The 17214-nt window shown below is 35.6% G+C and carries 10 protein-coding genes and 4 pseudogenes; 6 read left to right on the top strand and 8 right to left on the bottom strand.

The genetic code is table 11. The features are described from left to right. Positions 1-83: 83 nt before the first annotated feature. From M014_RS0104680 to M014_RS0104690, 3 genes are read right to left on the bottom strand one after another with little or no spacing between them, the layout of a single operon-like run. A complete protein-coding gene (locus tag M014_RS0104680; protein WP_026590684.1) occupies positions 84-1061 on the bottom strand; it encodes an ornithine cyclodeaminase family protein in 978 nt (325 codons plus the stop codon). Further along, positions 1055-2296, bottom strand: a complete 1242-nt coding sequence (locus M014_RS0104685) for a dicarboxylate/amino acid:cation symporter (protein WP_026590685.1) — start codon at positions 2294-2296, stop codon at positions 1055-1057. Before M014_RS0104685 ends, M014_RS0104680 begins: the two co-directional genes overlap by 7 nt. A gap of 60 nt (positions 2297-2356) precedes the next feature. Next, complete coding sequence (locus tag M014_RS0104690; protein WP_051588537.1) at positions 2357-3361, bottom strand: proline racemase family protein; 1005 nt, start codon at positions 3359-3361, stop codon at positions 2357-2359. Positions 3362-3608: 247 nt separating this feature from the next. On the opposite strand from M014_RS0104690, the gene M014_RS26395 reads away from it, so the two are divergent. After that, positions 3609-5006, top strand: coding sequence for a sigma-54 interaction domain-containing protein (locus M014_RS26395; RefSeq protein WP_035414565.1), 1398 nt, complete (start codon positions 3609-3611; stop codon positions 5004-5006). Between the two features lie 324 nt (positions 5007-5330). On the opposite strand, the pseudogene M014_RS26400 reads toward M014_RS26395, so the two are convergent. The 3 genes and pseudogenes from M014_RS26400 to M014_RS0104710 form a co-directional block, all read right to left on the bottom strand. Then, positions 5331-5959: pseudogene (locus M014_RS26400) on the bottom strand (phosphotransferase); the annotation flags it as partial. A gap of 124 nt (positions 5960-6083) precedes the next feature. Next, positions 6084-6410, bottom strand: a pseudogene (locus tag M014_RS0104705) (PQQ-dependent sugar dehydrogenase); the annotation flags it as partial. Between the two features lie 240 nt (positions 6411-6650). Continuing rightward, a complete protein-coding gene (locus M014_RS0104710; protein ID WP_026590688.1) occupies positions 6651-8369 on the bottom strand; it encodes an alpha-keto acid decarboxylase family protein in 1719 nt (572 codons plus the stop codon). A gap of 682 nt (positions 8370-9051) precedes the next feature. Between M014_RS0104710 and M014_RS0104715 the strand changes: the two genes are divergently transcribed. From M014_RS0104715 to M014_RS0104725, 3 genes are all read left to right on the top strand, one after another. Continuing rightward, positions 9052-9498, top strand: a complete 447-nt coding sequence (locus M014_RS0104715) for a GNAT family N-acetyltransferase (RefSeq protein ID WP_026590689.1) — start codon at positions 9052-9054, stop codon at positions 9496-9498. A gap of 356 nt (positions 9499-9854) precedes the next feature. Then, a complete protein-coding gene (locus tag M014_RS0104720; RefSeq protein WP_026590690.1) occupies positions 9855-11432 on the top strand; it encodes an FAD-dependent oxidoreductase in 1578 nt (525 codons plus the stop codon). Positions 11433-11826: 394 nt separating this feature from the next. Beyond that, positions 11827-12675 (top strand): DUF2935 domain-containing protein, encoded by an 849-nt coding sequence (locus M014_RS0104725; protein ID WP_026590691.1) that lies wholly within the window; start codon positions 11827-11829, stop codon positions 12673-12675. Between the two features lie 680 nt (positions 12676-13355). On the opposite strand, the pseudogene M014_RS0104735 reads toward M014_RS0104725, so the two are convergent. Next, positions 13356-13538, bottom strand: a pseudogene (locus M014_RS0104735) (cation transporter dimerization domain-containing protein); the annotation flags it as partial. On the opposite strand from M014_RS0104735, the pseudogene M014_RS30565 reads away from it, so the two are divergent. Both M014_RS30565 and M014_RS0104740 read left to right on the top strand, forming a co-directional pair. Continuing rightward, positions 13525-13668 (top strand): annotated as a pseudogene (locus M014_RS30565) (helix-turn-helix domain-containing protein); the annotation flags it as partial. The pseudogenes M014_RS0104735 and M014_RS30565 overlap by 14 nt on opposite strands. Positions 13669-13945: 277 nt before the next feature. Continuing rightward, entirely contained in the window at positions 13946-15379 is a 1434-nt protein-coding gene (locus tag M014_RS0104740) for an alanine/glycine:cation symporter family protein (RefSeq protein WP_026590693.1), read from the top strand. A 197-nt stretch (positions 15380-15576) separates the two neighbouring features. On the opposite strand, the gene M014_RS0104745 is transcribed toward M014_RS0104740, so the two are convergent. Further along, positions 15577-17028 (bottom strand): MFS transporter, encoded by a 1452-nt coding sequence (locus tag M014_RS0104745; protein ID WP_026590694.1) that lies wholly within the window; start codon positions 17026-17028, stop codon positions 15577-15579. Between the last annotated feature and the right edge of the window lie 186 nt (positions 17029-17214).

Raw genomic sequence — 17214 nt, forward strand, 5'->3', positions numbered from 1 at the left:
AAGATCCTATAAGGTTTAAATTTGAAAACAAAAAGAGATCACCCACAGCAGGCAACCTCTTTATTAAGGAATAAAATCCACACTCACAATCGAACCCTATTCCCCACCCCATTTTCAATCGCTTTCTCATACAAATACTTCGCCACTACAATATCCACAACGGCCAGCCCAACAGATTTAAATACGGTAATTTCTTGATCCGTTTCCCTGCCAGTTCGTTCGCCGCTAATAATTTGTCCAAGTTCTGCATGGATATCGCTTTCTTTGAAAACACCTTCTTGTATTGGGATTTGCAAGTCACCTGTTTCTTCTAGTGCTGCTTCTTTTGATTCTACTACTACTTTATTGGCTGAAGAAATGACATGAGAAGGTAGTTCTTGCATTTCCGGCCTGAAAGAACCGACAGCATTTACGTGAACACCAGGTTTGAGTGTGTCTGAAAAGACTGGCGCGTGAGAGTTCGTTGTGGTGACAATAATATCTGCTTCACGTACTGCTTCATTCGAATCTGAGTATATGTAGGTAGGTTTCCTAAATTTCTCTTGTATATATACAGCAAATTCGGCAGCTTTTTGTTCTGTTCGATTATAGAGGATAAGCCTTTCAATATCTCGTACAGCAAGCACAGCCTCAGCAATTCCTTTCGCTTGTTCTCCTGTACCGATAATACATAAGCTTTTCGAATCTTGACGAGCTAGGTGCTTCGTTGCCACACCTGATAAGGCACCTGTTCGAATCATCGTTAAATATGATCCTTCCAAAAGCGCGAGTGGTTCCCCCGTTTGAAAATCCGATAGCATAACAATCCCGTTTATTGTTTTCTTTCCTATTTTTTTACTATTTGGAGCCACCGTTACTACTTTTAATCCAAGCGCCCCAAGTTCTTCAGCTACTGAAGGCATGATTAATGCGGTATTTTGCGCATTCGCAAATGGCAAAGCAGAGCGAATAGGAGTGATTGTTCTTTCTGCCGAAAACTCCTTTAAGGCAATGGCCGCATATTCAATTATTTCGCTCATATCTACTAAACTTCTTTGCTCATCAGCACTTATGACTAACATGTTTGCTCACCCTTTTCTAAATCTTTCTCCACTGTTTCACCAGATGCCATATTCTTATTCACAACCTGCGCCCCCACTAAATCACCTGTAATATTTACAACTGTATGTCCCATGTCTACAAGCGGGGACACAGCTGCGATAATAGGAATAATTGTGAGCGGTAGGCCTAACGTCGAGAGTAAGATCGTTGCGGTAATGACATCTGCGCCTTTTACTCCTGCACACCCCGCCGCAAGTACGATTCCTAGAAATACGGTTTGTACAATAAGGCCAAACGTAATTGGAATGCCGTATACGTTTAATGCGAAGATAGCTAGAACACCTAGAGCTGCTGATAATCCATTCATGTTAACAGTAGCGCCAAGCGGAATGGTAAAACCAGCTACTTTCTCAGGTATATGAAGTCTTTTTTGAGCTACCTCCATTGTTACAGGAAGCGTAGCACTACTTGATGTTGTACTAGCAGCTACAAGCATAGCTGGACTCACTTGATTGAAAAAATAAACTGGACTGATTTTCCCAATCGTTTTCAATATAATTGGATACATAATGAACAAAATAAGTAGTAATGACAAGTAATCGGCTACTACATAGCTAACGACTGCCGTGAGCATGTCAGCTCCAAATGTCCCAACTACATTAGCAATCAGTGCCATAATGCCGTAAGGAGCCAATCCAATAACGAGTTCAGCAATTTTAATCATTAATGCCGATCCTTCATGGGCTAATTTACGAATTCCTTTCGTTTGATCTCCAAGAAGAATGAGTGCCATACCGACAAAAATTGCGAAGATAATAATTTGAAGCATATTCGTCTCTGAGGCTGCCTGAATGACGTTAGAAGGAAACCACTGTGTGATGTTCTCGACAAAATTAAATTCTTCTGCCTTAAAGTTCTTCCCTTTCTCAAGAAGGCCTTCAACCCCTTTACCAGGATTAATTAAAAAGGCTATTGCGACACCGATGCTTGTGGCTAATACAGCGGTTACTGCATAGTAAACGAAAATTCTACCGCCGATTGATTTTAACATTTTCGGATTTTCGAGCTGGGCAATTCCCGACACAATACTTAAAAACGTCAATGGAACGATAATCATCTGTAATAAACGGATAAAGATATCCCCAATCGGTTTTAAAGCGACAACTTTCGGTCCTAGCGTTACTCCCAGCAAAATCCCTATGAATGCCCCAATCAAAATTTTGATAGGTAAACTCTGTTTCCTCCACCACTTCATCCTGAATCCCCCCTTATAAGAAGAGTTGTTTTCTAAGCAGAAAACAACTCTAAAAAAACATTAAGCTAGTAAAAACCCTCTCTTCAACGGATCTCTTGGGTCCATTACAAATTGGTGAAATCCTGTAATAAACGCCTGCCCAGTCACTTTTGGAATAACTGCCTCATATTCCTCTACTTTTGTCACTGACAATACTTCACCGATAAATTGTCCGTCAGTGATACACTCATGGATGAAACTTTCTCCGCTTTGCAAGGCATCCTTTTCAAAAAGAGTTGCAAGTCTAGCTGAAGTACCAGTGCCGCAAGGAGAACGATCTACTTGCCCATCAGCAAAAATGGTCACATTTCGTAAAGTAGCATCTTTTTCATTTGGTTCATCAGAAAAGATAACGCCATATATTCCCTTTAAACCTTCTTCGAGAGGATGTTTTACATCCATTTGACTTTCAATATAGTGTTTAATTTTCCCGCCCCACGATTGAATGGCCGATAAATCTTTAAAGTTTACTTTCAAATCAAATTCTTTACTGTCTACAACTGCATAGAAGGCTCCTCCAAAAGCAATATCTACTTGAAATTCATAGCCATCAATCTTTATCGGAACATCTTTCTTGTAAACAAAGGAAGGAACATTTTCAAATGATACAGATTCTACTTGAGTTCCATTATATTTTGCATACGCAATTACCTCTCCTGCAGGGCTATCAATGATAAACTTCTGTTTGTCGCCCGTCACTTCGAACATGCCTGTTTCAATTCCTACTGTGACGACCGCAACAATCCCATGGCCACACATTGTACTCCAGCCTTCATTATGCATAAACAATACGCCAAAATCAGCATGAGGGCTTGCCGGCGGCGTAATGATACAACCATACATTCCATGATGCCCTCTTGGTTCATACATCAAAACTTCGCGAAGATGGTCCAAGTGTTCCATACAATAAGCTCTTCTTTCTAATTGCGTGTTTCCTTTTATCTCCGGCACTCCGCCTGTAATAATACGTAATGGTTCCCCCGCTACGTGTGCATCAATTGTTGTGTACATTTTACTAATATTCATACCTTTTCCCTCCATTATCGTCATTCACTTATCTTATGAAATACTTATCATTTTAAAAGTATCCTACCTTTTTATTAGCAAGTATCATGCCAAGTATAAATTAACCTAACATTATTAATATTCATTCAATTTTATTTACATTGTATCGAAAAAGTTGTATCCTTTTAGCGACAAATCTGTCTACGAGTGTCTACTTTTGTATACGTTTTATATCGGGTTTACATATAAAATCATTGGAGGATATTCTATGAAACAATCTGATTCTTTTGCGATTCCTACATTGCATACGCTTCTCTCTTCTGTAGAAGAAGCAATTTCTATTGTAAATACGAAGGGAGTAATGCTTTATTGGAATGAAGCAGCAGAAAAAATGTATAACATAAAGAAAGAAGATATTATCGGAAGGAATGTTCAGGAATTTTTCTTAAAAGAAGATATTATGAATTTAAAAGTCCTTGAGAGTCAGCAACCTGTTCGGGATATTTATCACCTCCCGCGGCCAGATAAACATGTATTGATTAGCACAACACCTATTTATAATGAAAGCAATGAACTAATTGGCTCTATGTCCGTCGAACAAGATATTACCGCTACGATTAAATTAAATGAACAGTTATCCTCTACATCTGAAGAACTCCAGCAATTAAAACAACAAATAATTCAAAATAATAGAGATGATCCTTTCAGCAACATAAAAGGAAATAACTTGGAAATCCAGCATATTATTCATGATATGAAAAAGGTCGCGAAGACAGATGCGACTATTTTGATTACTGGGGAAAGCGGTGTTGGGAAGGAGCTTTTTGCTCAAGCGATTCACGATGCTAGTTTAAGAAGTAAGAAAGCATTTATTCCAATTAATTGTGGCGCTATCCCAAATGCTTTGTTTGAGAGCGAGTTATTTGGTTATGAATCAGGAGCATACACCGGAGCCGCTAAAGGAGGAAAACCTGGAAAACTAGAATTAGCAGACGGAGGTACGTTATTTCTAGATGAGGTAGGAGAACTCCCACTTGATATGCAAGTGAAACTTCTTAGAGCTTTACAAGAAAAAGAGATTTATCGAATTGGAGGACAAACACCTAAAAAAATTAACGTCAGAATTATCGCCGCAACGAATCGTATATTAGAAGATATGGTTTTAAGCGGTACTTTCCGGTCTGATTTATTTTATCGACTCAACGTATTTGCTGTCTGCATCCCGCCGCTTCGTGAGCGTACGGATGATATTTCCTACTTAGCTCATCATTTCTTAAAAGAATTTTCTTTTAAATATAACAAGTCAACTCCTTTTGTTCATCACGAGGCAACGAAGCAATTACATGCATATTCTTGGCCAGGTAACATCCGCGAGTTACGTAATATGATAGAAAGATTGATTGTCCTTCACGAAGGCAGCCAAATATACGAATCAGACATTCTAAAGCTACTGCCGCAAACAAGGTCTTTTTCAGGCCCCGTGAACCAAGATGTACTTTCACTTACTGACGAAAAAGAAAGTCTAGAGAAAACACGCATTCTTCAAACCTTGCAAGACACGTATGGAAACAAAAGCATTGCAGCAAAAATATTAGGAATGTCACGAGCTAATTTATATAAGAAAATCAAAAAGTATGGGATTGTATTCAATAAAGAAGAAAATTGATACCATGCCTCTAAAAAACTCCAACTTACTTCTATCAAGTTGGAGTTTTGCTTACCTTGCTATCTCTTCTCACTTCATAAAACACTACGAATGCAATCCTTAATGATCAGGCAACAAACTGAACAGCAGAATCCTTCCGTTAAGAAAATATTATAAAAAACCATAAAGCTACTCCTAAGTAATTCAATTATTGCGGAGAAATCTAAAATAACGGGCTACATAACATATTCATTCACAGGTTAATTTGCATAGTAAATAACACGCAAAAAAAGCTCAAAGTCCCTATATGACCCTGAGCTTTACTTTTGCATAAGACTTATTTCATTACATCCACTCTTTTCCATGTTCACGAATGAATGTAATATCGTTTTGATAATGTTCAAGGTGTCCTTCATCTATCATTTTTTGAAAATTTATATCGCCTTCTTTGGCTTTTCTTTTCATGTATTTACATAACCCTTCTAATCGTAACAATACCATCTCTAAATAATCTTCTTCCATGCCCTCACCGTAGGATTCAAAAAACAATTTAACTCTTTGTTTTATACGGTCGGCATGCTGTGATGAATTATAATAAACTGCCTCACCTGTTTCAGTATGATACACTCTGCTTAAGGGGGCACAAGTGTAAAGAGTATAGGCTGTAGTCTTGGACCAGGACCAGCAACATCGAAATCAATAATACCTACTGGTTTTTCATGATTAAAAATAATGTTATATATTGCAAAATCATTGTGGCATACAACCTCTATTTTATTTAGGGTATTGTCCTTTAGTTTCCAATCATCCGATAACGGAAAATCACTTACAGCATCATGGTAAAGACGGAGCATCTTCGCTATCTCTTTTAAAACATCATTAGACCACATGTATTCTTTTAAAGGATAATTACCAGCTTCTCCTTCAATAAATGATAATATCTCTCTATCTTTTTCATCAATCCCTAAAAACTTTAATTCCCATAAAATATAGGTATTTATAATCTCCACCATATGTAATTTTTATCTAGTTTAGAATTGCAAGAACAAGAAGATAAAACGGCGTTGAAAGAAATCAGGAGAATCTAGATTTAGGTTGTTCAGAAAGAGCGCCCGGTCCTTGTGTTTCAGCTAATGAATAATGAAGATAAAACAAACCATTATAATAAAATTGTGGATGAAACGCTAGCCCTAGCAATCCTCTTTCACCAGATCCACCTTGTTCAGACTTCCCTAATTTTATGATTCGAGAACGAATATCTAAAAAAGTTCTTATTTCTCCATCTCCTATGTAAAAGATTTCTCCTATTTGGGTTGCAATAAATAATCTTTCAATTGATTCACCTGAAAGTATAGTTGTTCTTAAAACGGTGGGTAGATTTATCTTACTGACAATGGGTTGTAAACGAACTTTTACTTTTATCAATTAACGTTACACCCCTTTCTATTATAAGAGTATGATTTGGACTGTGCTATTAGTATCAAATAAGAGATGGCAATTGAATATTAAAAAAGCGTGTTATGATTATCTTCTTCAAAACACGCTTCTTCCTAATATATCGAACATTCATCAACTTTATATTTTAAAATACACCTAACAATTTTTCTGTAAATTTTTCAGAATTCCTCTTAAAAAATTAGACTTATCTTCCTGGTCTATTCAAGACTATTGCTGAGTACGCTGCATTTCCTGCTTCTCCATATAATTGCGCATCTGTTGCATATATCTAGGTGCGTCCATCGGATCTTCTACAATCATTTCAATAATACAGAGTTTTTCAGTACTTTCTATTTCAGCTTGGTTTATTGCTTGATTAAGCTCTCCGTAGGTACGAACTGTGACGGTAAACGCGTCGCCTCCAAAAACTTCTGCTATCCTAGTATAAGACCATTGAGGAATTTTGTTGTACTTTTGATTTTTTGTTTTCACATTCAAATATTTTTCAATCGTATAACCATCATTGTTTAAGACAAAAATTATAGGCTTGCATCCATAATAGAACATGGTACTGATTTCTTGAACTGTCAGTTGCAAGGCTCCATCCCCTGTAAACAGCAACACTCGCCGTTCAGGCACAGCCATAATAGCACCGAACGCCGAAGGGGTTGCGTAACCGATGGACTGCCAACCGCCTTGCCCAATATATATTACATCGCTCGGCAGTCTCACCTCTGCCATTCCGTTATAGAATGTCCCGGTCTCGACAACTACAATGTCTTCCTCTTTCAGCATGCGCTGAAAACGTGGATAATAGTTGGCCGCTATTAGAGGGGCATCGGCGTTAGCATTTAATTGGTCGTAAGGGAATGACATTTTTTCTACCAAGCCTTGTCCCTTATAACCCACATTCTGTATTGCAAGTAACATGTCAGCTGCAAGAACATTCGGATACTCTGCCTCAGCAATTTTAACCATATCTGGTTGAATATTGACCATTATCAGCTGGTTTAGTTTTGCGGTAAAACTCGCGGTATTAGTATCCGCCAATACCATACCAATTGCGATGATACAATCTGCATTTTCTACCTTACTTTGAACTTCAGAATCTCCAAAAGATCCTAAGTACATTCCCACATAATTTGGATGGGTTTCGTCGAATCCTCCCTTTCCGTACATCATCGTTGCAACAGGAACATTCATGGTGTCTGCTAGTTGCTGAACTGCCGTTTGAAGACCAAAACGCATGGTTTTTACATCCACCAGTATAACTGGTCGATGTGCACGATCTAGTAGCTTATGGACATGATTCACCGCAGCATGAAGAGTCTTCAAATTAGATGTTGGGCGCTGGGGTGTTGGCTCTACACGGGTTTTAATCGGCTTGGTCACTAAATCATCGGCCACAACTAGATATACAGGCTTTTTCTTTTCTTTAGCAATTCGAATTGCGGCTGGAATTTCAATTTTAGCATTTTCGGGCGTAAGCACCGCGGTGTATGCAGTAATTTGCTCATACATGTTGCGAAAAACATCAAAATTCCCATCCATTAAAGTGTGATGCATCAGCTTATGCTCTTTTTGATCATTTTCGGGAGGCGCACCCACTATATGAATGATTGGCACATGCTCACTATTAGCTCCGGCTATAGCATTACAAGCGCTGAGTTCTCCGACTCCAAAAGTTGTAATAAGAGCAGACAACCCTTTAATTCTTGCATAACCATCTGCAGAATAGCCCGCGTTTAGTTCATTCCGACCTTCTATAAAGCGGATACCCTTATAACACTCTAGAGTATCAAGAAGTGTAAAATTATAGTCCCCTGCAATACCAAAAATTTCGGTAATGCCCTCCAATTTTAAACAATCGAATAAATACTGACCAACCGTTTTTTGAGAAGGTTGCCTTTGTAAACCAAAGTTATCCTCATTTATCATGTTTTCCACCACTTGTTCACCCCTTATCTATTTCTTAAACTGTTTTGTTTTATAGTATTCTTTTTGATAATACCCTTTAATTGAACCCATTATCCGTTGCACTGAGCCAAAGCAGTATATCAAACGCAATTAACTAATACAAAAACCTGTTGTTATTAAAGATACATTTTTTATAATTCAAAACAATTGTAGGCTTGAGATAAGGTTTAAAAGTTAAAAAAGAATACTTTTTTGAAGAAACTTTAATCATTTTAAATGTGTCAAAATCTATCAAATATCGCTATATTAACAGTTATTTAGAATTATGATTGCACCTTCTTTCACAATAAAAATTATCCCTTTTGATGATCTAAAGGGCATATTTATAATAAAAAGAACATCTTCTGGAATTGAAAAATCGATTAAGGAACCATTGAATGACAATAAACTATTCTGTTAAAGAGCCAATTAATTGAATAACGGTTATTAAGTTAACAGTGAGGTTGGGTATGAATAATTAGAGCTTTAATAACATATAGAGGAAAGAATATAATTATATTGAATATAATAACGTATTTTTAATTGTACCTTTAAGGGGGCGTTGTCGATGAGAAAATATTTCTATTTGATTGGGCAAAAAAACAAGAGGATAACGTTTCACTAGCCCATAAACTACGTGGTTCCTCTTCAATATTAGAAGGAGAGTATCAGATTGAAGAAAATTTATTTAAAACCTATTGACAAAAGTAATTGGGAAGAAGCAATTAAACTGTCTGTTAAAGAAGAACAACAAACATTTATTACATCCAACCTCTATTCTATCGCAGAAATTCAATTTCTAGATAATTTCTATGCAAAAGGTATTTATCTTGATGAAAAAATGATAGGATTTACTATGTTTGGGATAGATTCTGATGATAATAATTATTGGATTTATAGACTTATGATTGATAAAAAATTTCAAGGGAAAGGTATAGGTAAACAAGCTATATATCTGGTTATTGATGAAATAAGACGAAATAATTACGCAAACATTTCTTTAATAATGATTGGATATGCTCCTGAAAACCTTACAGCTAAATTTGTATATAAAAAAGCAGGATTTATTGAAACTGAATTATCACCTTGGGGTGAACAGTTAGCTAAGTATTCTTTATGAGCACTTGGATTCTCCACGTTGACTATTAGACTTATTAAAGAAAAGAGTCCAATAGTATAACAATGTAGATAGGAAATGATTAAAATTTTTTATAAAAGAATCAACCAACTGAAAATATTAAGAGCGTGTTTTGATTAACCTTTTTTTCAAAACACGCTCTTTTCTATGATTATTTATCAAAGTTATTAGTATCAATTTGAATAAACTTTATTTAAAAGCAAAAACAATGTTCAAATAAAAGTATGTCTAAATTGAACATACCATACAGCCACAATTTGCTGTTTTCTAAGCTCAAAGTTTACCTCTCCAATAAGTGGAAATAATAGAACTATAAAACATCGAATGGAGGATTTATAGTGACGAATAATGAGAATTACAGTGGAATATTACCCCATAATACCGAATCTTATTGGACGAGCAGTATTCATTTACCAGAATACCCTTCCTTAGAAAATGACATGCAGGTCGATGTTATTATTGTAGGAGGAGGAATTACTGGCATTACTTCTGCCTATCTTTTAGTAAATGAAGGTCTAAAAGTCGCTGTTATAGAGGCAGACAAGTTATTAAATGGAACGACTGGACATACGACAGCTAAAATTACGGCCCAACATAACATGATTTATGACGAGCTTATCAAATATACTGGAAAAACTACCGCAAGATTGTATTATGAAGCAAACATAGATGCTTTAAAATTCATTCAAGCCACAATTAATAAACATCACATTGATTGCGATTTCACTCAACAAGATGCTTATCTGTATGCCACAACAGAAGAATATGCATTTAAATTAGAAAAAGAAGCAGCAGCTTATAAAGAGCTTCGTATTGAAGGCGAACTTGTAAACAAACTTCCAATTGACTTAAAAATACATAATGCACTTGTTATGAGAAATCAAGCACAATTCCATCCCCTTAAGTATTTAGCTCATCTTTCAAATATAATTACAGAAAAAGGTGGATACATCTTTGAAAATACCACAGCAGTAAATATAAAAACAGGCGAACAACCTGTAGTTCTTACCCGTGGAGGAGCTAAAATTACAGGAAAGTATATTCTCTCTTGTTCTCATTTCCCTTTTTATGAAGGCGCAGGACTTTACTCTACAAGAATGCATGCAGACCGATCCTATATAATTGCTGCTAAGACAAAAACAGATTATCCAGGTGGTATGTATATTAGTGTAGATGAACCGACACGCTCTCTCCGTTCTACAACAATTAATGGAGAAAAATTTATTCTTATCTCTGGAGAAAGTCATAAAACGGGACAAGGCGGAGAAACACTAAAACATTATGAAGCCTTGGAAATATTCGGGCAACAAGTTTTTGGGCTTGAAAATATTGCATACCGTTGGTCAGCTCAAGATTTAATTACACTAGACAAAATTCCTTATATCGGTGAAATTACATCCGATCAGAAAAATATATTAATTGCTACTGGATACAGAAAATGGGGTATGACAAACGGAACCGCAGCGGCGCTTTTATTTCGAGATATTATATGTAGAGAAAAGAACAAATACCGAGAATTGTATACCCCTTCTCGTTTTCACATGAATCCAAGTTTAAAAAACTTCTTAGTAGAAAATGCAAATGTTGTTGGCCATTTAATTAAAGGAAAGTTAGAAATTCCTCAAAAGTGCATCCATGATTTATCTAACGATGAAGGAGCTGTCATTGACATTGATGGACATAGAAAAGGAGCTTATAGAGACGCAGAAGGTAAACTTCATATTGTAGATACAACTTGTACCCATATCGGATGCGAAGTTGAATGGAACAATGGTGAACGTTCTTGGGATTGCCCATGCCATGGTTCGCGATTCTCGTATACAGGAGAAGTACTTGAAGGGCCTGCTGAAAAGCCATTACAAAAGTATGACTATAAAATGCTAGATAATCTTACTTCAGAAGACTCTGGTTATTGATAAAAAACACTTAACCAAAAAGAAAGAGCGTGTTTTGAAAAAATATTTATCAAGACTTAATTTTATAAAATGGTTTAATATAAATCCCCCCAATATATTATATATGTTGGGGAATTTATATTATTTACATTCGTTCTTCGTTATATGGGGACCCACCACATCACTATCAACTAGGGATACATTAAGGAAAACTTCAGAAGAAAAGCAAGCCCACTCCTTATCTATTTGTTTATAAGGAGTGGGCTTGCTTTTCTTACTGATAATGATAAGATAGGTTAATTTTACATGTATACGAGATTTATCATTATCATCATGAACTTTTGTTGATGGTATATATATATATATTTACTCATAAGAATAGAACTAGCTTAGTATTTACTGGGGGGGATTAAGAATGAATAGGGATGGAACCTCATTACACCCTGATACGGGTGTTACGTCTGTAATGTTTGTTGAACGATCATTAAATGAAATTCGTTTTTGGTCTAGAATCATGAAGGAGCATTCTTTTTTTCTTCGATTGGGATTTAGATGTGAGGATACCCAACTAATCGAAGAAGCTAATCAATTTTATCGATTGTTTGAACATATCGAACAAATAGCATATTCCTATACAAATGAAACAGATCCTGGGCAAATAAAAAGATTTAATTCAGAAGTACAACAAGCTGCAACTAATATTTGGGGATTTAAACGAAAAATTCTAGGATTAATTCTCACATGTAAATTGCCAGGACAAAATAATTTTCCGCTGTTAGTGGACCATACAAGTAGAGAAGCTAATTATTTTAGAAACCGTTTAATGGAATTAAATGAAGGTAAATTAGATGCCCTTCCTGATGCTATTATTAAAGAAAATGTTTTCTTTTTAAGGATTATGGCAGACCATGCTAAATTTATTGGTCACCTTCTTGATCCATCGGAAAGAAAGCTTGTAGATACAGCCCGGAATTTTAGCAATGATTTTGATGAATTGATGTATCAAGCAATCGACTTAGAATCTATGAAACCACAATCTCAAACAGTACCTCTTTTAGATCAATTTTTAGATCAAAATCGTGTGTCAGTTACATCTCTTCGTGATTTCAAGAAAACGGCACGTGATTTAATTGAGCAATGTAAAATAAAGAGTATCATTCATCCATTATTAGCAGACCATGTATTTCGTGAAGCTGATAGATTTCTTGAAATAATTGATATGTTTGATGCTCATCTTACCAATATTAAATCACAACCTAGATAGTGAAAAATAAGAAAAGATACTATTTTTCCTTAAGCTTAGAAGTTAACAGTTTATTGTTAACTTCTTTCTTTATGATGGACTCATACATTATTTTATTAAATATTACCAAAGGGATTTTTAATGTATAATTTCTTTTGATAAATTGAGGATTTCAGGAAAATTGACGGTAGGCAATAGTTTCAGGAATTTGAAAGTAAACGAATAATAAAAAAGGTACTTTCATGGATGATAAAGAATGTTAATTATTAAAGGTTAACTTAAGGAAGATTTTACACATGTTTTGAAGAAAAAAGACGACCTATTAAATGTCATCTTTCGTTTTTCTTTTAGAACAATGCTTTAATAAAAACATTTTATAAATTTACGTATATTTAGGGGGGAACCCCTTGCTTAGCTTTCTCCACCCTTTGCCTCACACCCCAAAATACGGGATCAGCCCCTAATCTACAGGCTGACTAAGAATTCGTCGATTCATGGTAATCCAAGTAACTGTAAATAATATCATTAATAGTATTACAATGGGATACAATTTGGTTTGAGGTATCATGCATTAATCCTCCCATTGCCTCTGCTACAATCTGATTTAATATGAGATCATATTTTAAAATGGAAAACTGATAATAATACTAACAAAAACATCCTCTGACTACTTCCTTTTATAAATCTAAAATTCAATAAAACTATTTCTCCTCATACCATGGGTTTAAATGAATTAGTACTTCATATACTTCTGGGTTCTGATTTATTATAGTATTTTTTATCTCTCTACAAATATCATGTCCTTGTTGGATAGTTAAATATGCCGGAACACTAATTCTAATATCAATTAATACATAGTGACCATGATCACGCACACGCATTCTTCAAACCTTGCAAGACACATATCGGAACAAAAGCATTGCGGCGAAAAAATTAGGAATGTCGCGCGCTAATTTGTATAAGAAAATCAAAAAGTATGAGATTACATATGTAATACATCCAAACCTCAAATGATGAGCTTTATTAAAGAGACCATCATTCAGGATCATTCAAGTTTCCTTTTCATAAAAACTAGACTAAACTTCTCTCCAGTTTTTAAAATTTCACAACTTACTTTGAATAAAGATTCTTCTTTCTCCCATTGAAATTATTTAAGAAAAACAAAATAGTCGGAAAAATAAGTATAATGTTGTTTAAAACGATATTAAGAACCATTATTTTATACTACATTTGCTTCTACGATATTTTTTAAATATACTTTTCTTATAAATAAAAAAAGGAAGTGCATGATATGATTGATATTTTTAGTAGATTCCTTGAGATAACGAATAACATTTTATGGTCATATATTCTTATTGCAATGTTAATCGGCCTCGGGCTTTATTTTTCTTTTAAATTGAAATTTGTACAAATTAGCCATTTTGGTGACATGGTACGATTAATCAGTAATGGCTTTAACAAAAAGACAAAGAAAAAGGATAGCATATCCCCGTTTCAAGCATTTTGTTTGAGTGCAGCAGCCCGCATTGGAATCGGAAACTTAGCTGGTGTGGCGCTAGCTATTTCAATGGGCGGACCTGGTGCAGTATTTTGGATGTGGTTCATTGCGATTATTGGAGCTGCTACAAGCTTTGTAGAGTGTACACTTGCACAAATTTATAAGATAAAAGACGGACGTGGATTCCGCGGGGGTCCCGCTTATTATATGGAGAAGGGACTAAATAAACGCTGGATGGGCGTTTGGTTCTCACTCCTGATTACTGTTACTTATGGATTAATTTTCAACTCTGTACAAGCAAATACAGTAACATTAGCATTTGAAAACGCATTTGGTTTGGAACGGTACATCGTAGGAATTGTAATGGCTGCATTAGTTGCGATTATTATTTTTGGTGGTATTAAAAGTATCGCACGTATTACAGAAACGATTGTTCCGCCAATGGCGATTATTTATATCGCCGTAGCTGTTTTTGTTGTAATTAAAAACTTCTATATTTTACCTGATATTTTTCTAGAAATATTTAGAGGTGCATTTGGTTTAGATCAAGCAATTGCTGGCGGCATCGGGGCAGCAATGAAGTATGGTATTCAGCGTGGTTTATTCGCAACAGAAGCGGGTATGGGTAGTTCACCAAACGCCGCCGCTACATCAGATGTCACTCATCCTGTAAAGCAAGGACTTGTTCAAGCGCTTGGCGTTTTCGTTGATACGTTTTTAGTATGTACTTCAACAGCATTTATCGTCTTATGCTCCGGGGCATATAAGCAAGCGAATTTAGAAGGAATTGAGTTAACACAAATTGCATTAAGTTCACAAATCGGCTCATGGGCAAGCAGTTTCTTAGCGATTATTATTTTCTTATTTGCGTTTAGTTCATTACTAGGAAACTACTATTATGGTGAAACCAATATTGCATTCATTAAAGAAAGTAAATCATGGTTAATGATTTATCGCGTTGCAGTAGTTGCGATGATTTTATTCGGATCCGTTGCGACACTTCAAACTGTTTGGAATATGGCTGATTTCTTTATGGGTCTTATGGTATTTACAAATTTAATTGCCATTACCCTTCTTGGTAAGTTTGCATATGCCGCTTTAGCAGACTATATAAAACAAAAGAAAGCTGGAAAAACACCAATTTTCCAAGCTGATTCTATTCCTGGCTTACAGAATACAGAGTGTTGGGAAAAAGAGAATTCAAAGGAAGAAAAACAAGCCGTATAGGAAAAGAAAGAAAATCCAATTTCTTACTATGAGAAATCCCCCTTATTACAAATTGAATTTGTAATAAGGGGGATTTTTTTGAATGCATAATCCTACTCATTTTTGTGCTTGTTTGAATTAGAGAAAAGTGCGATGCGTTACTTATTCAACCAAAGAGTTTTAAAAATTGCAAAAATACAAGTTACTTTTCATACACATTATGAATTTTTCACTGCTTCAATTTCTAAAGATTCTTCGTGCCACCAAAGTGCTTCTTCAGGGTCTTGCTTCGCTATTGCGTGTGCTTCTTTTTTCGTTTCTACAGTCGGGTACGAACCTTTCAAGGCACGACCTGACGTTGTCACAAATAGTAGGCTAAATACAATGATGCCAATTAAGCTGACACCGGTTAAATAAAATGCGGGTGCAAGTGCATTTCCAGTAGCATGAACTAAATATGAACATACGAGCGGTGTTGTTCCACCAAATATGGATACGGAGATATTAAATGATATCGAGAGTGCACGATAACGTACATCTGTGAAAAAGAGAGATGGTAATAAAGAAGGCAGTGTTCCTTCATAAACACTAAGGAAGAAACCTAAAACAAAGATACCTATAAAAATAGCTGCAATATGTCCATTGCTGATTAATAAAAAGGCAGGAATTGAACATACTGTCAAACCAAGTAATCCGAATTGTACTACACGTTTATTACCAACTTTATCGCTTAATTTCCCGAAATAAAGCGCCAGTGGAATCATGAGTGCCATCGTAATTGAAATAATGATTAAACCAGTCGTTTCTTTAATTTTTAATACTTGTGTTAGATAAGAAGGAATATAAGAAAGGATCATATAGTTTGTAATATTAAAGAAGGCAACAATTACTGTGCTTAAAAGAAAGTCTTTTTTATGATATTTCAAAATATCAATAAACGGAATTTGTTCATCTTCTTCAGAATCTCCCTGCGCTTTTTCCATCTCTTGGAATATAGGAGATTCATCTAAATGGCGGCGTAAATATAAACCGACCAAACCAATTGGGGCAGCAATTAAGAACGGGATACGCCATCCCCAGCTAAGCATTTGTTCATCTGTTAACACTACCGTCAAAACAGTAACGATTACTGAAGCCGCGATGTAACCAGAAAGCGTCCCAATTTCAAGACCACTACCAAGTATACCACGCTTCTTATCGGGAGATGATTCAGCGATATACACCATCGCTCCTGAATATTCCCCACCTGTGGAAAACCCTTGAACCATACGAGCAACTAATAATAAAATCGGTGCCCAAATTCCAATTTGTTCGTAGGTTGGTAGTAGTGCAATGAATAATGTCGAAAGTGCCATTAAGATAATAGTTGTACTTAACACAATCTTTCGGCCATACTTATCACCAATTCTACCAAAGAAAATACCACCAATCGGCCTAACTAAGAAGGCAGCAGCAAATGTACCAAATGTTAATACAAGCTGTAAGCCACTATCGTGAACACCAGAGAAGAATAATTGACTTAAAATAACCGCTAAATACGCATATAGGCCAAAGTCAAACCACTCCATTGCATTCCCAATACCAGTAGCAATAACGGCTTTCCTGGCTTGTTTTGGGTTCACTACAATTACATCTTGAGGTCCAAAATCTAAATTATTTTTTTGTTGCATATAATAAAAACAGCTCCTTATTTCATTTAAATCATTAAGCACACTTTCTCTTATAGAATAAATTCAATACGAAGCACTTAAGGAAAAGCACCCTCTCTTTACCTGTTACTATTGTTTCATAAAATCAATTCCTTGTCTAACGATATGGGGTATAGACCATACAATAAAGCGCTTTCATAAAAAGGG

The organism is Bacillus sp. UNC437CL72CviS29 (assembly GCF_000482345.1).
Lineage (GTDB): Bacteria > Bacillota > Bacilli > Bacillales > Bacillaceae_G > Bacillus_A > Bacillus_A arachidis.